The sequence below is a fragment of the Mobilitalea sibirica genome (assembly GCF_015999265.1).
Classification (GTDB): domain Bacteria; phylum Bacillota; class Clostridia; order Lachnospirales; family Lachnospiraceae; genus Mobilitalea; species Mobilitalea sibirica.
In genome coordinates this window covers 20052-39673 of the sequence record NZ_JAEAGR010000002.1, presented here as the reverse complement: position 1 = coordinate 39673, position 19622 = coordinate 20052, and the positions used below count along the sequence as shown (strand labels likewise).

At 33.0% G+C, this 19622-nt stretch carries 25 protein-coding genes; all 25 read right to left on the bottom strand.

What is annotated here, in order from left to right:
• Window positions 1-61: 61 nt before the first annotated feature.
• The 25 genes from I5677_RS02075 to I5677_RS01955 all read right to left on the bottom strand — a co-directional run bounded on the left by I5677_RS02075 (window position 62) and on the right by I5677_RS01955 (window position 19243).
• Window positions 62-1564 carry an FN3 associated domain-containing protein gene (locus I5677_RS02075; protein WP_197659915.1) on the bottom strand — a complete coding sequence of 501 codons (1503 nt, stop codon included), beginning with the start codon at window positions 1562-1564 and terminating at the stop codon, window positions 62-64.
• A 233-nt stretch (window positions 1565-1797) separates the two neighbouring features.
• A complete protein-coding gene (locus I5677_RS02070) occupies window positions 1798-2472 on the bottom strand; it encodes a uracil-DNA glycosylase (RefSeq protein WP_197659914.1) in 675 nt (224 codons plus the stop codon).
• Window positions 2473-2658: 186 nt separating this feature from the next.
• Complete coding sequence (hisF, locus tag I5677_RS02065) at window positions 2659-3420, bottom strand: imidazole glycerol phosphate synthase subunit HisF (RefSeq protein ID WP_197659913.1); 762 nt, start codon at window positions 3418-3420, stop codon at window positions 2659-2661.
• 134 nt (window positions 3421-3554) lie between these two features.
• Entirely contained in the window at window positions 3555-4160 is a 606-nt protein-coding gene (gene hisH / locus I5677_RS02060) for an imidazole glycerol phosphate synthase subunit HisH (protein ID WP_197659912.1), read from the bottom strand.
• 16 nt (window positions 4161-4176) lie between these two features.
• On the bottom strand, window positions 4177-6396 hold the full coding sequence (locus tag I5677_RS02055; protein ID WP_197659911.1) for a hypothetical protein: 2220 nt from the start codon (window positions 6394-6396) through the stop codon (window positions 4177-4179).
• A 71-nt stretch (window positions 6397-6467) separates the two neighbouring features.
• Window positions 6468-6944, bottom strand: coding sequence for a chemotaxis protein CheW (locus I5677_RS02050; RefSeq protein ID WP_197659910.1), 477 nt, complete (start codon window positions 6942-6944; stop codon window positions 6468-6470).
• Window positions 6945-7130: 186 nt separating this feature from the next.
• Window positions 7131-8000, bottom strand: a complete 870-nt coding sequence (locus tag I5677_RS02045; RefSeq protein ID WP_197659909.1) for an HAD family hydrolase — start codon at window positions 7998-8000, stop codon at window positions 7131-7133.
• Between the two features lie 25 nt (window positions 8001-8025).
• Complete coding sequence (locus I5677_RS02040) at window positions 8026-8370, bottom strand: hypothetical protein (protein WP_197659908.1); 345 nt, start codon at window positions 8368-8370, stop codon at window positions 8026-8028.
• Window positions 8371-8441: 71 nt separating this feature from the next.
• A complete protein-coding gene (locus I5677_RS02035; RefSeq protein WP_197659907.1) occupies window positions 8442-8741 on the bottom strand; it encodes a TVP38/TMEM64 family protein in 300 nt (99 codons plus the stop codon).
• Between the two features lie 54 nt (window positions 8742-8795).
• The gene (locus I5677_RS02030; RefSeq protein ID WP_197659906.1) at window positions 8796-9614 is read right to left on the bottom strand and encodes an aminoglycoside phosphotransferase family protein; all 819 of its coding nucleotides are present in this window, start codon (window positions 9612-9614) and stop codon (window positions 8796-8798) included.
• Between the two features lie 32 nt (window positions 9615-9646).
• Window positions 9647-10087 (bottom strand): hypothetical protein, encoded by a 441-nt coding sequence (locus I5677_RS02025; RefSeq protein WP_197659905.1) that lies wholly within the window; start codon window positions 10085-10087, stop codon window positions 9647-9649.
• A 99-nt stretch (window positions 10088-10186) separates the two neighbouring features.
• A complete protein-coding gene (locus I5677_RS02020) occupies window positions 10187-10504 on the bottom strand; it encodes a hypothetical protein (RefSeq protein WP_197659904.1) in 318 nt (105 codons plus the stop codon).
• A 24-nt stretch (window positions 10505-10528) separates the two neighbouring features.
• Window positions 10529-11119, bottom strand: a complete 591-nt coding sequence (locus I5677_RS02015; protein WP_197659903.1) for a GNAT family N-acetyltransferase — start codon at window positions 11117-11119, stop codon at window positions 10529-10531.
• 90 nt (window positions 11120-11209) lie between these two features.
• Complete coding sequence (locus tag I5677_RS02010; protein WP_243456482.1) at window positions 11210-11560, bottom strand: acylphosphatase; 351 nt, start codon at window positions 11558-11560, stop codon at window positions 11210-11212.
• A gap of 28 nt (window positions 11561-11588) precedes the next feature.
• Complete coding sequence (locus I5677_RS02005) at window positions 11589-12032, bottom strand: hypothetical protein (RefSeq protein ID WP_197659901.1); 444 nt, start codon at window positions 12030-12032, stop codon at window positions 11589-11591.
• A gap of 281 nt (window positions 12033-12313) precedes the next feature.
• A complete protein-coding gene (locus I5677_RS02000; protein WP_197659900.1) occupies window positions 12314-12970 on the bottom strand; it encodes an aminoglycoside phosphotransferase family protein in 657 nt (218 codons plus the stop codon).
• 192 nt (window positions 12971-13162) lie between these two features.
• Window positions 13163-13621 carry a DnaJ domain-containing protein gene (locus tag I5677_RS01995; protein WP_197659899.1) on the bottom strand — a complete coding sequence of 153 codons (459 nt, stop codon included), beginning with the start codon at window positions 13619-13621 and terminating at the stop codon, window positions 13163-13165.
• Between the two features lie 81 nt (window positions 13622-13702).
• Window positions 13703-14230 carry a GNAT family N-acetyltransferase gene (locus I5677_RS01990; RefSeq protein ID WP_197659898.1) on the bottom strand — a complete coding sequence of 176 codons (528 nt, stop codon included), beginning with the start codon at window positions 14228-14230 and terminating at the stop codon, window positions 13703-13705.
• A 30-nt stretch (window positions 14231-14260) separates the two neighbouring features.
• A complete protein-coding gene (locus I5677_RS01985) occupies window positions 14261-14680 on the bottom strand; it encodes a hypothetical protein (protein WP_197659897.1) in 420 nt (139 codons plus the stop codon).
• Window positions 14681-14763: 83 nt separating this feature from the next.
• A complete protein-coding gene (locus tag I5677_RS01980; RefSeq protein ID WP_197659896.1) occupies window positions 14764-15135 on the bottom strand; it encodes a nuclear transport factor 2 family protein in 372 nt (123 codons plus the stop codon).
• Between the two features lie 34 nt (window positions 15136-15169).
• Complete coding sequence (locus I5677_RS01975) at window positions 15170-15406, bottom strand: DMP19 family protein (RefSeq protein ID WP_330617804.1); 237 nt, start codon at window positions 15404-15406, stop codon at window positions 15170-15172.
• 30 nt (window positions 15407-15436) lie between these two features.
• Window positions 15437-16033, bottom strand: a complete 597-nt coding sequence (locus I5677_RS01970) for a DUF3267 domain-containing protein (RefSeq protein WP_197659895.1) — start codon at window positions 16031-16033, stop codon at window positions 15437-15439.
• Between the two features lie 267 nt (window positions 16034-16300).
• Window positions 16301-17569 carry a chloride channel protein gene (locus I5677_RS01965; protein WP_197659894.1) on the bottom strand — a complete coding sequence of 423 codons (1269 nt, stop codon included), beginning with the start codon at window positions 17567-17569 and terminating at the stop codon, window positions 16301-16303.
• A gap of 204 nt (window positions 17570-17773) precedes the next feature.
• Window positions 17774-18571 carry a sugar phosphate isomerase/epimerase family protein gene (locus tag I5677_RS01960; protein ID WP_197659893.1) on the bottom strand — a complete coding sequence of 266 codons (798 nt, stop codon included), beginning with the start codon at window positions 18569-18571 and terminating at the stop codon, window positions 17774-17776.
• Between the two features lie 18 nt (window positions 18572-18589).
• Window positions 18590-19243, bottom strand: coding sequence for a GNAT family N-acetyltransferase (locus I5677_RS01955; protein WP_197659892.1), 654 nt, complete (start codon window positions 19241-19243; stop codon window positions 18590-18592).
• Window positions 19244-19622: the final 379 nt, after the last annotated feature.

The following is a 19622-nucleotide window of genomic DNA, read 5'->3' as shown; positions in this document are numbered from 1 at the left end:
ATACAATTCTTCTATTAAATCCCTTGCAGTTACATACTTTCAATGGCATATTATTAAATTACTATTTTTTTCCCACTACGGATACCACATGTTCTACCGGTGAATAGTCTTTGATATTGTTATCTGTTAAATCCACATAAACCAGATTTTTAAATTCAGCTAACACGTTAATATTCTCTAGGTTATTATTCTTTAATATCAGGTATTTTACATTGGGTACATTATCAAATTCACCTAAAATACTGATATCATTTAGTTCATTATTACTTAAGTCCAGATATTCCAGATTCGTAAGTTTCTTTGTTGTTCGTTCTATGGTTCCGATAAAATCCAGCATCTGGACAATTGACATCTCTCCCACGCTAAACCCTGACAGGTTTATACCCAAATGATTAAGTTCTTTCAGCACTTGGGTATTATCGGCTGCCTTTACTTCATCTGTATTATGATAAACGGCTATAACCCGATCCAGCTTCAAATCATTAATAAACGCCGCATCCGCTAAATCATTCCCTCTACAGGATAATACAGATAGGTTTTCAAACCAAATCAGATCTTCCAGATTGTGGATATCCTGATCTGATAAATCCAGACTACCCTTATAACTCTTTGCCTCTGTTTCGGAAATTTTACCCACTTTCTTTCCTATCGCATTTCTTACTACAGCTTCAACCTTAGGATCCGCCCATATGATATTGCCGCCCTCGTCTAACTCCGAACTATATGTCTTTGTAGATCCGGATCTATCATTCTTCGTATGATTTGCTTCTTCTGAGATATTATCATCCTTTTCTTTTACAATGAATGTGAACGTATTGATATTACTGGATAAATCAAACTCATTCCATACAACTGCTTTTATGTTATGGGTTCCGGGCAAAAGCTTTATCTTTCCCCGATACTCTTTTGACTTTTTTGTTGGGTCCAAACCGTCAAGGGTATAATATATGGTACCTTTACCCGCGAGAGAGATTTCAAGTGCATCGTCAACTATATATTCTCCTTCAATTCTATCTGCTGTAACTTCATCAGGATAATATTCTTTCAGTAATTCTACTAATACAGTTGACCCGGTACGTTCAAATCCCAGCTTTAAAACCTCTACTCTCTGTTTTTGATTTCCTGACATTTCGTAATATTCAGCGAGTTTCCTATACAGAGCAACTAAAACCTCTATATCCGAATATTGCTCTTGTTCTATAGTATTACCCTCCTTAAGCATTTCTTTGGCTGTTGTTAGTTCTTCTGCTTTCGCTAATGCCATTGTAAGATATTTTATCGCAGTACTATAATCCTCCATACCGCTATAAGCTTCTGCCAGTTGAAAACAACTTACTATATCCTCCGGATTTAATTCGACCACCTTACCAAATTCTCCCACAGCTTTTTCATAATCTCCCTTAAGAAGATACTCATTGCCCCTTTGCTTATATCCGGCAATTTTATCATCTTTTGAATACAATAAAAGAAATCCCAGAACTCCTATTAACAGCACAAGTGCCAGTCCTGTGATTATGCTCTTATGTCTTAACCGCAGTTTTTTCCTCTCTTTCTGATTTCCCATCCGGCACCCCCCTCTCAAATAATTCTTAATAAAACTTAACCCTTATAACCTACATTAAGTGATTCTAATACATAATGCAAAAGTATATCATATGAATAAGATGAATACGAATTACATCTATGAGAAACTATCAATGGCTTCCTCTTTTTTACGATAAATAAGCCATCTTAAAACCTTAAGCTATTGCACGATAGTCATGTACGCACAGCTATGTATTTTAAGAGGGCTTCCATTCATCTGTTCTCTATTTGCCAATCGATTGGCTCTATGTGATTCATTCTTAAAAATTCATTTGTTTTACTGAAGGGTTTGCTTCCAAAGAAACCACGAAAAGAGGATAATGGGCTTGGATGAGGCGCTTCTAATATTAAATGCTTGCTGTTACTTAACATACTTTTCTTCCTTTGAGCAGGTTTACCCCATAGAATGAATACAATAGGTCTATCCTGTTCATTCACTGCCCTAATCACAGCATCCGTAAACTTCTCCCAGCCTTTTCCCTGATGGGAATAAGCTTGATGGGCCCGTACCGTCAAAACGGTATTCAGAAGTAATACTCCCTGTCTTGCCCACTTTTCAAGATATCCATGATTCGGTATGTAACAACCCAAGTCATCTTGCAGTTCCTTATAAATATTAACTAAGGACGGAGGTATATCCACTTCCGGTTTCACAGAAAAACAAAGACCATGGGCCTGATTTTCATTATGATAGGGATCCTGACCAATGACAACGACTTTAACCTCACTTAGAGGAGTGAAATGAAAGGCATTAAAAATGTCCTCCGCATTGGGATAAATCTTATAATTATTATATTCTGTTATTATAAACTGATATAACTCTTTATAATAAGGCTTATGAAATTCATTCCCTACGGCTGATAGCCAGTCATTATTAATTGCACTCAATTCCTATCCTCTTTCTAAACTCTATCGTCCTAATAATATTTCCTCGTATAAAGACTGCACAGTACCAATGAATTATATTTCCATCGTATAAAACACTTTATGGTGACTTATTAAGTATTATACACATCTAAAGCAAAATTACATGTAATTATTCACAATGCTTCACTTCTATAAACATACATACAACTACATTCTTACACTGACCTCTTTATCTCGTAAAAATTTCTTTAAATCCATAATTTCCATCTCTTTATAATGAAATAGAGAAGCCGCTAATACCGCATCTGCTTTTCCAACAGTTAAAGCATCATAAAAATGCTCCATATTTCCGGCGCCACCGGAGGCTATTACAGGAACCGATACATTTTCTGAAATTGTTCTCGTTAATTCCAGATCATATCCGTCCTTCGTACCATCACGGTCCATACTGGTTAGAAGAATCTCACCGGCACCGAGTTTACATGCCTTCATAGCCCATTCCACAGCATCGATTCCCATGTCAACCCTACCACCGTTTTTATAAATATTCCAACCGGAACCATCCGGCCTTCGTTTCGCATCAATCGCAACAACAACACACTGACTACCAAATTTATCAGCCGCCTCACTAATTAATGTTGGATTTAATATGGCAGCTGTGTTTACTGCAATCTTATCGGCACCTTCTCTGAGAATCATCTTAAAATCCTCTACGGTCCTTATTCCACCCCCAACTGTAAAGGGGATAAACACGGTCTCAGCAACCCTGCGGACCATGTCTATTTTTATTGTTCTGGCATCAGATGATGCCGTAATATCTAAGAAAACCAATTCATCTGCACCGGCTTTATCATAAGCAGCGCCAACTTCCACCGGGTCTCCCGCGTCTCTGAGGTTAACAAAATTAATGCCTTTTACAACCCGTCCATTATGCACATCCAGACATGGAATGATTCGCTTTGTAAACATGTTATCTCTCCCATCCTAAAACCATTTAAGCAATTTTATATTCACCAGTCTCTTAACTAACCTATGAATTATGAGACCTTCCTTACTTTAGAATCAAACTTCTAATAATCTTTACAAAACTCGTAATGTAATCGTTATAGGGCCGCAAAATTTTTCAATATCATAAGACCCACATCTCCGCTTTTCTCCGGATGAAATTGACATGCGAAGACATTTCCCTTTTCTACAGAAGCATGGATTAACGTACTGTAATGGGTAGAGGCAGCCACAATCTCTTCTTCCTGTGCTTTCAGATAATAAGAGTGGACAAAATATACATAGGATTGATCTGCTATACCTTGGAATAATTTGGCCTTTGGATTAATCTTTAGTGAATTCCAGCCCATATGAGGTATCTTTAAGCCTTCCTTGTCCGGAATACGGAGTATCTCACCTTCTAATACAGATAACCCTTCTACTCCTGGGTTTTCATCACTGCGTTCGAACAGCAATTGAAGGCCCAGGCAAATACCTAATAACGGCGTATTCTTCTTTACCACTTCTCGAATGACATCCACCAATTGATAATGATGCAGCTTGTTCATCGCATCACCAAAAGCACCCACTCCCGGTAATATTACTTTATCAGCTTTAAGTATCAGATTCTTATCTCGGGTTATAATCGGCTCTTCTCCAAGATGAAGCAAGGCCTTTTCAACACTTCTTAAATTTCCCGCATCATAATCAATAATTGCTATCATTCTACACATTCCTTTTTTAGTTTATATTAATATTCATATTTTCTAAGACCACATCGTAAACTTCTATACTATACTCAACTTGACTTTCACTGCTTATAATAGCATATGCCTCTGCTTCTGATAATTGAAATACATTGTCCAGCTCATATATGAGCTGATCTCTAACATAATCCAAGTCACTTTTTATACCAATAATGGTAGCAAACTGAATGTATTTTTCATATCTTTGCAATCCCTTAAGTAAAGCATCCAGTGCTTCAGGGTATTTTTTTATGGCATAATAACTATTATAGGAATTCAACTGTTTGTTAACAAACATTACAGTCATAATCTTATCGTATAACTCCATATCTTTATCTTCAATTTCTATACCATATACTTCATTATAAGCTTGATTGTATTTATTCCTATCAAAATAATTCTGTGCATTTTTAATACTTAGAGTATAGGAAAATACATTAGTACCGATTAGAAATATAGTAACCAAGAGTCCAAAGAAGATAAATACAATGGAAGCTCCGACACGATTTATCCGACCTTCGTCCTCGTCAATCTCATCGATTACTTGTATGATTTCTTTGTCTTTTTTCTTTTTTTCTTTCTTTTCTTTCTTCTCAGCCTTTTTCTGCCCTTTTTTCTTAGCTTGGTTATCGCTATCTGCCGAATTATCAGCATCTGCTGCTTGAGCATCTGACTTTTTGCTTTTCTTGCTCTTCTTCTTTTTCTCGGAAGAAGCTGCACTCTCTTCTTTTGAAGCCTTTTCTGATTTTACACTTTTTGATTTTTCATCAACAACATTACCAAAGAGCTTGGATAGTATACCCTTTTTGGGAGTATCTTGACCATCCTTGTCTTCATCGGCTACTGCTTTTTTCTTCTTTCTTCCTTTTTTCTTCTGCTTTTTATTATCTGTTTCTTCCCTATCTTTATCCGTAGCATTAAGACGCTCCTGAAGAACAGCTTCATCAGGGTCATCCAAGGAGGATACCACTTTTAAGGCATCGGAAAATACATCTCCAACATCTATCGGGGTCTCATTATCTGCCTGTGTTATATTATTATCACCACTCAGTAATTCACTGATAGCCTGTATATCAGAAGTGACAGGATCGTCAGAATTTATCTGGCTTAATAGGCTTAATAGATCCTCTTCTTCCTCCGGATCAAAATTATCCGGGTCAAAATCATCTGCACCAGAATTAACATCATCTGAAATTTCGGTCGGGGTGCTATCTGCCATTATATCATCTGTTCCTAGGTTATCTGATGCAATATTGTCTGCTTCATCATTGTGTTCCTCTATATTATCTGTACCTATTTCGTCTGATGCTTTAATATCTGGCTCAGCATTATCGTCTTGTATGTCTTCTGTTTCTTTATTTTCTGCTTTATTTTCTTCTGATACGTTATCATTTGTTTGTTTATTTTTAATATCGCTACTATTAGCTAAATCTGTTGTCTCAGCTTCTTCTTGAGATGATAGGCTTCCATCATTATCTTCCTCACCTTCATCATCATATAAGTCATTCAATAAACCACTCAAAGCAGGATCTGAGGTATCCATATCCTCATATTGTTCTATCTCGGTAGGATTAATATTATTTTGTAGTGTATCTTCCGACTGTATATCAGTTAAGGTGTCCGATTGTGGTAATTCTTCATTTGCAATAAAATCCTCCGAAGGGGTTATCTGTACGTCCTCATCAACTGTTTGTTCCAATTTGTAATCCACTACATCGGATGCTTGTTCCTTGTTGTTTTTCTTATCTTGTTTTTTTTCAACATCAAGATCGAATGACGCAATTTCTTCCGAAGCATCATCTTCCAGATTATCATTGAGATAATCATCTAAATCTATGCCATACAGATCTTCATCCCCGATTATAATATTATCATCTAGGTCATCGGTTATATTAAACTGTTCATAATCACTTAAATCCTCCAAATCAAGCATATCCGAATCCAGATCATTAAAATTATAAACTTTATCTTCCTGATTATCCGCATCAGCCTTTTTTGGTTTTGCTTGCTTTTTCTGTTGTTCTTCCTTTGTTTTTTCCTTGGTAGGACCATTCTCATCACTTTTTTTATAATTACCACCTGAATTGGGGACAGTATTTTTAACTGAATTTAATAAACTATCCAGATAAGTTTCATTATGTTTCTTATCCAGACAGCTGCTACAATATTCAGTTCCATCAGATATATTAACTTTACATAGTTTGCATTTTGCCATCCGAACACCGTCCATTTTTCGTTTGTATAAAATTAATACAGTACATTAATCGGCAAATATGTATCTAAATATTAGAATTTTAATTCAGGATTTATATAGGTTATAATATTCCTTAATTCAAGAATTTCAACCTTTTTATTATTAACATCCAGTATTCCAATTACGGCTTCTTTCATAGAGGTACTTAACTTTTTGCCCGGCTTTGTCACTGCCTTATTCGTTGTCCTATGGATACCTGCCAGACTATCCACATGGAAAGCTATATTTTGATCGTTAATACTTGTTACCATTATCATCTCATTTTTATTCTCATCTGATTCGTTTAGCTTTAAGCTTTTCACTATATCTACAATAGGAATCAGAAAATCCCTAGGCATAATAATACCTTCAATATACGGATGGGCGTTAGGAACAGGTGTAATATCTTTATCATAGGGTAATAATTCCCTGATATCATTGACATCTACGCCATAGGAATTACCACCTGCTCTAAATTCTAATATTTCAAGCTCTCTGGTTTCTTCACCTAATAATAAATCCTTTTCCATGTTGATTCCTCCAACTTCAGCATCTGTTATTTTGACATGCAAATTGTGTTTCTGTTATGACATATTAACTGTACTGACAAAATTCTTCAATTTCTATTCTATTTTCTATTATATTATAAATATAAAAATAATACAAACAAAAAAACCTTCTATCAAAATTGTAATGAATAACTATTTTACTATAAATTAAACTATGTTTTCAACATCGATGCCAATTATTTGCGCTGCCTCAATCAATGAAGACACCGTATAATCAGGCTTTATATCGTATGGCCACACTCTTTTGTCTCTGTTTAGCCAACAGGTTTTAATACCAAACCTCTTTGCCCCCGCAATATCAGCATAACTATCACCGATGTGAATAATTTGATTCGGATTCACTTTGTAATTCGTAAGAACATTATGAAATAAGCTTCCTTTACATGAATGCTTGTAACATTGATAACCTTCCGATACAAAAACCTTATCAAAGTGAAATCGATCAAATAAAGGACTTACCATGTCATAATCAGCATCACTCACCAAACAAACCGGATAAAACGGATTAACCGCATTAAAAAAACCCTCTGTATCCGGATAGGAAACGGAATACCCATGTTCATAAGCTAAGATACCGGCACCCTTTTGAGGATCAAGCTTTATTCCTTTTCGTGGGAATAATTCCTGATAACATTTTTCAAAAATCTCCTTAACCGAATAAAAGATATTGCTCCTAGTCACATACTCTTTCAGACATTTAGCAAGTATTATATTCGCATCCTCCCAGCACTCTTCTGCATATGTTTCATTATACGAAGTTCCTAAAATCTTTCTAAAAACCTCATGACGTATCACGGCAAAGTATAGGATTATAGAAACAACCATCCAAATACCCGATACAATTAAAGCGTGTACACCCATGACTTCTGATATGCTGTACTCATTCACTATGTTAACAACCATATATAGGATAAAAAAATAAAAATAAATCTTCATTAAATTGCTTTTATTAAATTCCATAGACCTCTCCTTACCTGTTTGATTTTCAGAATACTTTAAATCTTCATCCCTCTCCATAATGATCCTGTCTAGATAATCATCATTATTCTTCTTCTTTTAATGATGCTACGAAAAGGGTGCTAACCAGATTGACTATGATTGCCGGTGCATAGTAAAAAAGTATTGGCGGTATGTAATTAATTTGAAATATGTTATCAATATCAGAAAACATTCTATTAAAAAAGAAGAATGTATACGAGTAAAACAATAAAAATGTAATTACACCTTTATAATAAGATTTTCCATAAATAAAAAATCCAAAACCCGGTACAATAAGATTAATAATGATACTCACACGTTTTTTAAACACTCTGTGTTCTTTCTTCAACCTACTTATATAATACTCATAATCTTTTTGTAGTTCCTCTAATTCTATCTTCTTATCCATACTCTTCCTCACTTACTAATATTACTGTTTAATGATTAATGTATTCCATGCTTACAGCGGACATTTAATAACTAATCCTTATTCCCACAATGAGGGCAAGATGTATAATCCATAGCATACTTATAATTACATTTAGTGCATACCATCTTTTCCTGATTTATAATTTTTCGATCAGCTTCTTCTTGTTTTTCTAATATGGATAATACATTTTCTTGTTTTTCCAAGATGAAAGCTAATGCAAAAAATAGGATTGCTGATGCAACTCCACCGGTTACAGACAAAACAAATCCCCAAAATGAGCCGGTTATAAAACCAATTATTATTGATATCACAAAAGCAATTGCACCAGTAATATAAAGAAGTATAATCATACAGTCTTCTCCTTTTCTTATTAAATTCCAATGATTATCCAGACAATTATATATTTATATATCTACTCTTTCCTGATTTATCAGTTCATGTAACCATTTATATTCCTGCCTTGAAATATCATTATCACACATGTTATTATCATAAAGCCTTCTTACTGCTACGATTGGTAAACATCTTAAAATTTCGTCTTCTGATACTTTGGCAATTTTGCAATAATTCGATAAATATTCATTCTTAAAACGATGGACTATATCAGCTTTTTTATCATCTAACAAATGGCTGATTGCTGGTGAGCTTAATGTCATACAACTCCAGGCCACATCTAAAAGAGGATTTCCTAAACTGGCTCCGTTCCAATCGATTGCAATATATCTGTTAGATTCAACAATGATATTTAAAGGCTGATAATCACCATGTAATAACATATTCTTAGTGGGAATACTATTAAGAATATCAAGTAATTTATCAGCAACCTTCTCTCCTAAGATACTACTTAATTCAATAATTCTTTGTTTTAGAAAATCATTATGTGACGGTAGTACATTGATACTTCGATTATGTATTTCGTGATGCATCTTGGCAAACTTATAAGCTATCTTAGGATCATCTGGACTTTCCATTATAAACTCAAACAAAGCCCTACCCTTCAGCCGTTCAAATATTAATGCTTTTTTACCGTTGAATTCTATAGTATTAATATACTTCGGAATATCCAGATTACATGTGTTTAGTATATTTACAATATACTCCTCAGCCTGAATTGTGGCATCTGTCACATGTGGTTTATATACTTTAATCACTTTATCTTTGCCCCACTCATATACAGTAGATGTTCCACCTCTGCCAATTTGTCTTCCAATCATATCTTCCATTAAAATGTCTCCTATGGTACTGTGATGTATGCTTAATTTATCGTAACATCAACATCGATTTTGGGTACATCAATCTTAGGCACATCGATCTTAGGAGGCTTAATATCAGCCAGTTTGATTTTACTGTCCTTCATTGCTTTTTTCGTACAGCAAAAAATAGTGTTGTTTATATTGACAAGATGATTATAATCGTCTTCATATACTTTATAATAATTCATGATATCTTCATGACCTTCCTTCACATCCCAGCATATATCTATAAAATCATCCTTATTCTCTGCATACAAACGGACAATTTCATACTCTTTTTGATCAACGTTAAAGCGATTAAAAGTCTCCACCTCATATCCTTTCTTTTCTAACCGCGTTTTTAACTGTTCATAATCCGGGATTGCTACTTTTATATCACTTTTACATGAGCTTAATACCAATGTCAAAGCAATAAACATAATTATGATCCTTTTCTTTCTCATTCATTGATCCCCCTACAATGTTATCATCTGATTTTCTTTAATAAATGTTATAGTACCTATGGTAACTTATTCTAATATACCTTATTATTTCAGTTTCTTTTATTTTCTCCCTATCCGTTCAAATATGATATATAACAACTCACATATTAACTTCCATATCACTAAGGCAACAATAACGTAAGCTATAAATCCTAAAATACTGAGTGGTAAATTATTGACTGTTTCCGTTGTGTACCATCTTGTCTTACCTTCCATATAACTTATTTCTTTATCATAAAAGTTAGTTAAGTAGATAGCTCTAGCCCAATGAAATGCTATATATGCTATAACAATACAGCCTGCACAATATAGGTATTTAATAATAGATCTTAAAGACATCTCTCCGAATGTTAAAATTATTTTTATCTTTTCTTTCATAGTTGTTTATCTCCTATCGTTATATTAATTGTTAGTATTTTTATAACCTATATAATCCTTTAATAATAGTGACATAAAGTAATGATCATGGTACTTTCCTCTGAAATAATACATATCTCTGATAATACCTTCTGCATAGAATCCATTTTTCCTCAGGATGTTATAGGAGGCAGCATTTTCAACATGTACAAATGCCTGTATTCTGTTTAAGCTCATTTTAGAAAATCCAAACTCAATTACCTTCTTCAAAGCTTCACTCATGAGACCTTGTTTCCAATATGATTTACTTAGATCATAACCTATCTCGGCTATATTATTAGTTCTATCCCATCTATGATATCCGATCGTGCCTATAGGCTTATTAGACTCTTTTAAAATAATAAGCCATCGATTATTCGACGGGTTAGATTTATCTGAATGACTCCAATTTATTATATCTTTTGCCCCTTCCATTGTAGTAATAGGTTCATTATCCACCATATACTTACATACTTCTTCATCCCCAAAATGTTTAAGGATAAAATCTATATCTTCAAAATCAATTTTTCGTAATATAAGTCTGTCTGTTCTTAACTCTACCCACAGATCAATCATTGAAATCTCCTTTCCTGTCAATTCTAAACTACCTTATTTCTCGCCTTTACTAATAGGAGTTTCTTTTATACTATAGAATACTTAAGATTTTATCTTCAAAACTCTCTTCTATTATATGATTGTAAAATCATTATCCTGATTTAATATTGTAATATCTTTTTCTTCTAAATTCGTTATTCTTATTCGCTTCAATGATTTCATATAACGAATTAAAAATTCAATTTTACTTTTCTCCCCTTGTATTTGGGCTTCAACTTTTCCATCCGTTCTATTCTGTATCCATCCGGTTAATCCGATTTTTTGGGCAATCAGATACACTTCTTTTCGAAAACCAACATGTTGTACTCTTCCTGAAAAGACATACTTTTTTCTCAGTATACACCCTGAGGTGAATTCGGGATATCTGATATTCTTAACTTGATATTTCACGTACTCATTTCTCATTTTCTTTAAAAACTTCATTAAAATCACAGTTCATCCATCCTTTAAATTAATTGGTGTATGTATCATTATCATCGTATCTATTGAAACTATCATTTATATTCTTAAACTCCATATCACCATATTTAATTACACCATCATTAAATTCCAGATATGTTACAACCGTTTTATCCTTATCTATTACATTATTATTTGAATCGCTTATTAGAATATTCTCCGGTAGTTTTATTGATATTAATCCCTCTTCCTTGATCTCTACCTTAGAAGTGTATTCGTATATTACCGGAAGACCGCTTCCATATATCATATATACGCAATAACCAACACTATCCTCTTCATAAAAGTAAAAGCCACTTCCAGCAAAAGAATCAAAATTACTCCATTCTTTATCTACTATATGCTTCCATGTCGAAGTATCAATTGTTTGAATTGATTTCTTACTACATCCCATTATAAGAAAAGATAGTACAATTAATAATAACACTCTTCTCATAATCATTACTCCTCAATATAAAACCCTCTCTTATTCATTAATCTATATAGCATTCGGTTTATGAAACTCTCATTTTAACAGTTACCGTTTCAAAATATTAATTAATGTAATACGCTTCATGCAAGGAATGTTATCAGGTATAAAACAATCCTAGCATACTATAATTTCGGCTCATAGGATGTCTAGGATTATACCATATTATACATTAACTGTAAAACAAATCTAATAAGTTGTATATTTTGTAAAATATAAATGTTTCTTTAGCTCTTTTTAAATAATACTTACTTATCTTTTATAAGATTTATATATTCTATATCCTTTATATATTGATCAAGATGTCCTGCCTCTATATTCCTTACAAAGATTTCATTCCCGCTCCTTGCCTCTTCCTGCATAAAATGTATTAAATATTGCAGTCTATTGATAACCCATTCGATCACTTCACTCAATTTATAATGTTCTACACCATAGGAAGCTAAAAATAAATCCATCCTTTTTATCTTATCTTCTTCTTTGCCGAAATTCTCGGGATTATCCGGTGACATCAATGGTATCCATCGATATAGCGCATAGGCAATATCCCACATTCTTGGACCCGGATGCAATGTATCAAAGTCAATAATACCACTAACTTTTTTGCCCTTCATTGCTAGATTATATGGCGCAAAATCTCCATGACACATGGTTTCAACCGGTTCACGCAGTGGCAGCATCCATTTTTCATTACCAGATAGTGTCTTACTATATTCCTCCCCCAAAGCATGATATTCACTCATTACTGTTGCTACAGATATTAAAGCTTCATCACTCATGACATCCTCCGGCAATAACCCATTATGAACAATTCCGTCAACATAACTAAGTATTTCATTATCGTTATGGTCAACTCCGTATGGATATGGTACTTTGTGAAATCCTCTATCATGTAAATAGTTCAAAAAAGAATGGATAGATTTTGTCCACTCTCCCGCAGGTCTATAAACGCAATTATCCTTTTTATAGATTGTATTATCTCTTCCACCATCAAGATAATTATTGATTGTAACCACCTTCTTGTTTTATATTTTTCACCGAAATCAACCAATTATATGCCTTAATAATCCTGCTTTATCACCTCACCTATCTCTAAATTAATTATCGGAATTCCTCTCTGTAGCATCACTTATCAAGATTTTATATTTGTTTAAAATATCTATAAACTTATCTTTATCTCCCCCCTGATCCGGATGATGTAGTTTTGCTAATTCTCTAAATTTATGTTTCAGACTTTCTAAATCAGCATTGGGCGGCAATCCCAAATCTGTCAGCAAATCGATATTATATACGCTATCCGTAAGGATACCGTTCTCTTTATACAATTGATAATAGACATGAATGAAATACTCTTCAAATACTTCCTTTAATTTATCACGATCCAGTTCCATCAAATATTTCATGTTATATTTAACCGAATTATCATCTATATCTTTGGTTGAAAAGTACTGATCCCAGATATATTGCTTGTTTCTTGAAATGAAGGAATTGAAGAAACGAATTTGGTCTTCCATCTTCTTTAATTGTCTTAATTTTCTTTTTAAGTCTGAAATCAAAATAATCTCCTATCGAAATATATCTTTTTTATGCCTTGTATAAAATTTATTCCATCCAATCACACTCTAACCATTCATCCTTTAACATTCTATATTCAACGCGATCGTATAATTTTTTATGTAATAGAACATGTTTTTAAATTCTGCCTCTTTTATCATCCCCAGTTTTTTCATTACTTTTTCTGAACCTATATTGTCAGTAATACATCCTGTCTCTATTTTTATGGTATGTAAATTGTGAAATGCATAGTTAATAATTGCTTTACAAGCCTGTGTTACAATCCCTTTTCCCCAATAATTCTCCTTAATAAAATACCCCAGGTTCATTACATTCCCATAGTCGCAATCAATCGCTTTGGTAAATCCAATCTCACCAATATACTCTTGAGAATCTTTGTCTAGAATGGCAAAAAAATACTTGGTTCTATTATCTGAATTTGCTTCCTCCATAGCTGTCTGCAAATTTCTTTTTGTCTCTTCTAAATTCCGAGTCCTAATATCCGGTAAATAAAACATAGCTTTCTCATCTGATAGTAAGCTATGCATTGCATCAAGATCATCCTCAACATGATCTCTTATGACGAGACGATCTGTATTTATCTTTATCATAAAATAATTCCTTTCCATGTGATTTGACCTTCAATTTTTTCCTGCTCGTTTAAATAATAAAATGGTTTGAAATATTGTTGTGGAAACAAATCTTCCCGGATACAACAGGAATAAAAATAAAATAAGTAATCTATTAACATCATCTGTATATCGAAATGGATGATCAATTAATCCTCCAATTAAGCCCACATTGGATGGGTCTGGCCTAGGAATAACCTTATAACTTATCAGGCAATAGATAAATAAAATCAGAACAAATACAATTACATTTTGAAGGTTTAAGTTACTTCTTACAAACATATTAAAAAGAAAATAAATGAATAAGATAGAAGCAATTAATTTAATCAATACAATTACTCCATGGACCTTCTTCACCGGTTGATTATTTTTCTGAAACTCCCCCATTTTTCCCGGATTTTTTCTCTCTAATAAATATTCTAATAATCCCATAATCGCACCTCCTGGAGAAAAATTGCTTTATACAATTTCTATAAAAGTTATAGTTTTAAACCAAGGATTTCGTTATCCTTATATTAATTTCCGTAAGGATAAACGTGTTCTGACTTCGACATAAATTCTTTTAGTTCAATAATCTTTCCCTCTGCATTAAATTTAATTAAAGATACCCCGTCAAAACCTGCGATCTCGCCATCATATTCACATTCAAAGAACCACTCAACAACAGTTTGATCTGTAGCATGAATAAATTGCTTTATATCCCACTTCAAAACAGTTCCACGTTGATTCCAGTCATCAAACCAAGCTTTAATCTGTTCTATTCCTCTGTACTCGGGGCCATAACATTCACTATATCTAATATTATAGTCAAATATTTCAACTAGATTTGATCCATCTTTCTTAATCCAAGTAGCAAAATATCGTTTTATCAATTCTTCCTTATTCAACTTACCTCACCTCATATCTTTAAATCTTTCATCACTATTCAATTACCCACTTAAACTTATAACTGCCTCTGGCCTTATCACCTTTAAATATTCCGTCATTATATATTTCAAGTTCGTCTTTGATATCTGAGTATATTGAATTAGCTCTATCCATAATCTCTGCAAAACCTTCTGCACCAATTTCTTTAAATCCGGTTACTGCCATCTTAGTAAATTGCTTACTGGAATTAAAATAACATTGATTAAAGCCTCCGTTATTAGCAACTTCTATATCGTTTATACAGTATTAGCCTATCGTTTTCTAAGGTAGATACCAGTAAGAATGAAAACCTGATAACCTTGTGATCGCTTCCTTAGGCATTTGAATAGCTGCATTTATTACATTCATATAATCACCAGCGCCCGCAAGCAAATTCATTACACTAAAGGATAATAACAGCCTAGAACCTAATGTTGTAATATCAGGTAACATAAGCCAGACAATAAAAGGAACTAACCCAAGTATTATATTAGGAAATAGACTCATAATGATAAATCTTCTTTTACTCATGGGACTACTGCTAAACACAAATGCGATTAAACTTTTTATTGAATACCAAAACTCTACTGTTGAATCTTTTGTAAACATCACAGCATGTAATAACTCGTGTGGTACAATTGCTAGGAAAGATAACCAAATACCTAAAGGGCTTATGTATCCAATATGAAAACCCTCATCTCCTACCTTAACATTAACGATTAGCGATAGTATGATACAGACCGGAATAGCATAGAGAATAGCAACTATATTTACCATTCCTAAATTACCTGGTTCTTTAAACTTCACTGCATTCTCCGGTAATTCTACCTTAGATAATTGACTGATATTTGTAAATTTACCTTTCCAAACTAATTTCATTGAATATCCCCTTGATAAGTTTATTATATTGTTTCAAACACAAGCTGGTACTTTATTTTATTTATGTAATCAAAACATTTCTTGGGATTATTATACATTAAACTTCTTGTGATATCCACCATAATTTTCCTTCATAATTTAATCACCAGCTTCATGTACTTCCTTATCCTATAAGAAAAGACAATCGACTTTGGTAAACCAATAGGGATTGTCTTTCATTTTCGATATTTAAATAAATCAACAGAAATATTATCACGAAATTTTTCTCTAATTCATATTACTCTCTCTAAATTTCTTATTTCTTAAAAAATCCGAATAATCAGGACTGGTCTCCTGATAAATTACTTTACTATGCCCAATAATAAAGCCAATAACACTTCCTATGGTAGCTGGTACACCAACATTATGGCCAACCACTTCCATTAGTATAACAGCTGCTGAAATAGGTACATTAACGACACAAGCAAGACTCGCTGCCATACCTGCGGTTACCAATGCCGCTGCCAGTCCAACTTCTTGTTCCGGTAATATTGTTAAAAATATATTACCACTGATAGCTCCTATAAATAAAGAAGGAATGACAAGGCCAGCGCTTCCCCCTGATGAAACAGTGAAACTGGTAGCTAGTATTTTACCGAATAACAGAATGAGTAGAATTTGAATTGGATATTTCGTAACAATCATGTCTTGAATCATATTTGACCCAATTCCTGCGGCTTTTGGAGCTGCTAATAATACCATACCGGTTAATATTCCACCTAAGACCGGATGAAATTTTTTATATGGAATTTTGCCAAAAATCGATTGAGATTTACGAAATACTGAAATGAAAAACAGAGATGTTAAACTTGCCAGAATGGCAGATAGTATAAACAAGGCAATATGATAGCCCGACGACTGAAAATTAGGAATAATAAATAATGGGCGACCATGGGATAACATACTAAAGCTTACATACCCCATCACAGAAGATAGCATAGCAGGAAATAAATCTGCATAGTGTAAAGACGATAAATATAAAATCTCCACAACAAGAATCCCACCACCAATGGGGGATCGAAAGATAGCACCAATCGCTCCTGCTGCTCCGCAGATAATTAATCTTCTATAATCCTCTTCTGATAATTTTCCCTTAAATAACGGTATTTTAGAGATACCACTGGCAAAACTTCCACCAATGACTAACATTGGTCCGGTGACACCCCCACTTCCATGAAACCCTAGGGTAATAGCCGTAGCAAGCAGTTTACTAAAGCAAGTCTTAAAGCTTAATAAGTCGGGTGTTTTATTAACAGCTTTAATATAATGATTGGTTCCATAATAAGAAGCCAGTTTATCCCATATATAAATAACAGATACTAAAATACCCCCAATAGCAGGAGCAAGCCATAGTGGTATGTTACCGCTAATCTCATTTATAAATATAATTAATGTTTGAAGCCCTACTGCAGCCACCCCACCACCAAATCCTACCAAAGTAGCTATCAATAACCAATTGCTAATATAAAATCTCATATACCGGATTTCATTTTTCATAGGTACACTCCTTAGCTTCTTATCATTTGTTGCAAACTAAATATACATTATAACAACCCATTTTTTATTAATAAGCAGACCAAAATAATGTATTAATAAATCCGTAACATACGCAACTCAACTTATTGTTCGTTTATAGTAATATATTATCTAATTATTCAAAAATTAGCAATTGTTTTTACTATATTGTATCCTTTTAGTACCTTATTTTGTATTATTCAAAGTCTCTATTACAAAATTTATACTTTTCTGTAATGCATCTATTGCCTGCTCATTATCTGTTATATTGTTTCTTTTCTTATTATCAAAATCGAACTCTAATGTAATAAACCCCTCATAATTTTCATTTTTCAATGCTGAAATAAATTCTTGTAACGGTAAATCACCATCACCTAAAACTTTATGTTCAATCCCATTAGCAAAATCGCTTAAATGGATATTTTTTATTACATTCCTAAATTTCTTAAATGTTTTTATGATCGAATAACCACTAAAAGCACAATGTGTTGTGTCAAATGTTATATTAATGTTGTTTTCATTTACAAACTCAAACAATTCATCTATTCGACCCAAAAAACTTCCATTCACTAAATATGGTAAGTTCTCCGTTGTAACGTAAACATCATCATTATTCTTAAAATGTATCATATTTTGTTTATGTAATTCTTCTAATCCCTCCTCTGTATAATCAAAATACTCTCCCATAACCATATGAGAAACTATTACTTTTGCCCCAAATACCTTTGCAATTTCAATGCTTTTGTTAATCCAATAGTTCTCGCTCTCTTTTCTTGAAAACGCTATAAATTCTAAGGGCATATGTATACTTAGGATGTTTAAATTTCTTTTTGAAACTTCAATTTTTAGTTCATTTATATCCACATCTATAAAAGCTTGATTTAAGAATAATTCTATATTTTTGCATGTGGTTTTTGCGATAATATCCAATATTTCCTTGTATTCCTTTTTATAGTATAGACCTGTTGATATTGAAATCTCCATTTTTAAATCTCCTCCGCTTTATCTTAAAACTTCACAAGCAACGATCTCTGTTTGTATTATTTTAAATCCTATTGATTTCGCAAGTTCGATCGATGCTGTATTTTGACTGTCTACCAAATATAACGGTTCAATCCCTTCTGATTTACACATTGTTATAACCTTTAGCAAAAGCTCTCTGGCATAACCCCTTCGTCTATAAAGCTCATCTGTCCATACAACAATATTACCGTAATTAAAATCAATGTTTGATACTTTGCAATAGCATAAAATTTTATCATTATCTTTAATGATAAATTTTTTATAATCATTAAGATATTCACACGTTATCTTTCTATCCAAACTATCTGTCCCCTCAATAATTGTTTTTGGGTTGTCCGTTATCATACGATACATTTTGCTAATACGTAACCCGGTATTATATAATAATTGCTTCGTAAGAATATCATCAATCGATTTATCTTTAATTCTATGGCAAATATCATAAATCATACTATCTGATATCTTCGGTGATATCGAAAGGACACGATTGCCTTCGAAATCCGTTATGATCATTCTATAAATATACCTCTTGTTAAGAGGAACATTTCTCATGTCAGATATATATACCATAGAATCATCTATCAACACTCCTTTATCAATACCTAAATACTTTGCATAATAGTCTCTAAACATATTCCCTCCATAATATAGGTAAATGAATGACTTAAAAGTCATGTTACATTAAGTTTCTAAATGTATTTATTATGATTTACAGTAATAAACAGGCATTTATAACAATGATTTGATAATGAAGCATAGAACAACATCCTTTATAATTGATAATGTAAATGCCACTGAGAAATACACTTTACATATTTCTCTAGCCTGTATATGCATTCGCATGACTTACATATGCATTTGCATGCCACGACAAGCGAATTTGTTGTCATATCATACTTTAGTAAGACGATTTGACATCCCTATCACTTGTCAAAAACTAAAGAAGGTATGAATAACCTTCTATTTTTTTGCAACTCGAACACTAGTCTAACATCAAGAGGAGGTAATTCCT

Bases quoted from the DNA above. Each gene is read 5' to 3' on its own strand.
- hisF (WP_197659913.1), bottom strand. From the start codon at position 3,420: ATGTTTACAAAGCGAATCATTCCATGTCTGGATGTGCATAATGGACGG.
- I5677_RS02040 (WP_197659908.1), bottom strand. From the start codon at position 8,370: ATGGATAAGAAGATAGAATTAGAGGAACTACAAAAAGATTATGAGTAT.
- I5677_RS02025 (WP_197659905.1), bottom strand. From the start codon at position 10,087: ATGAGAAAGAAAAGGATCATAATTATGTTTATTGCTTTGACATTGGTA.
- I5677_RS01960 (WP_197659893.1), bottom strand. From the start codon at position 18,571: ATGGAGATTTCAATATCAACAGGTCTATACTATAAAAAGGAATACAAG.
- hisH (WP_197659912.1), bottom strand. From the start codon at position 4,160: ATGATAGCAATTATTGATTATGATGCGGGAAATTTAAGAAGTGTTGAA.
- I5677_RS01970 (WP_197659895.1), bottom strand. From the start codon at position 16,033: ATGAAATTAGTTTGGAAAGGTAAATTTACAAATATCAGTCAATTATCT.
- I5677_RS02055 (WP_197659911.1), bottom strand. From the start codon at position 6,396: ATGGCAAAATGCAAACTATGTAAAGTTAATATATCTGATGGAACTGAA.
- I5677_RS02075 (WP_197659915.1), bottom strand. From the start codon at position 1,564: ATGGGAAATCAGAAAGAGAGGAAAAAACTGCGGTTAAGACATAAGAGC.
- I5677_RS01965 (WP_197659894.1), bottom strand. From the start codon at position 17,569: ATGAAAAATGAAATCCGGTATATGAGATTTTATATTAGCAATTGGTTA.
- I5677_RS02010 (WP_243456482.1), bottom strand. From the start codon at position 11,560: ATGAAGTTTTTAAAGAAAATGAGAAATGAGTACGTGAAATATCAAGTT.
- I5677_RS02050 (WP_197659910.1), bottom strand. From the start codon at position 6,944: ATGGAAAAGGATTTATTATTAGGTGAAGAAACCAGAGAGCTTGAAATA.
- I5677_RS02030 (WP_197659906.1), bottom strand. From the start codon at position 9,614: ATGGAAGATATGATTGGAAGACAAATTGGCAGAGGTGGAACATCTACT.
- I5677_RS02020 (WP_197659904.1), bottom strand. From the start codon at position 10,504: ATGAAAGAAAAGATAAAAATAATTTTAACATTCGGAGAGATGTCTTTA.
- I5677_RS01985 (WP_197659897.1), bottom strand. From the start codon at position 14,680: ATGGGATTATTAGAATATTTATTAGAGAGAAAAAATCCGGGAAAAATG.
- I5677_RS01955 (WP_197659892.1), bottom strand. From the start codon at position 19,243: ATGTTTAGAGACTATTATGCAAAGTATTTAGGTATTGATAAAGGAGTG.
- I5677_RS02045 (WP_197659909.1), bottom strand. From the start codon at position 8,000: ATGGAGAGGGATGAAGATTTAAAGTATTCTGAAAATCAAACAGGTAAG.
- I5677_RS01990 (WP_197659898.1), bottom strand. From the start codon at position 14,230: ATGATAAAGATAAATACAGATCGTCTCGTCATAAGAGATCATGTTGAG.
- I5677_RS02035 (WP_197659907.1), bottom strand. From the start codon at position 8,741: ATGATTATACTTCTTTATATTACTGGTGCAATTGCTTTTGTGATATCA.
- I5677_RS02005 (WP_197659901.1), bottom strand. From the start codon at position 12,032: ATGAGAAGAGTGTTATTATTAATTGTACTATCTTTTCTTATAATGGGA.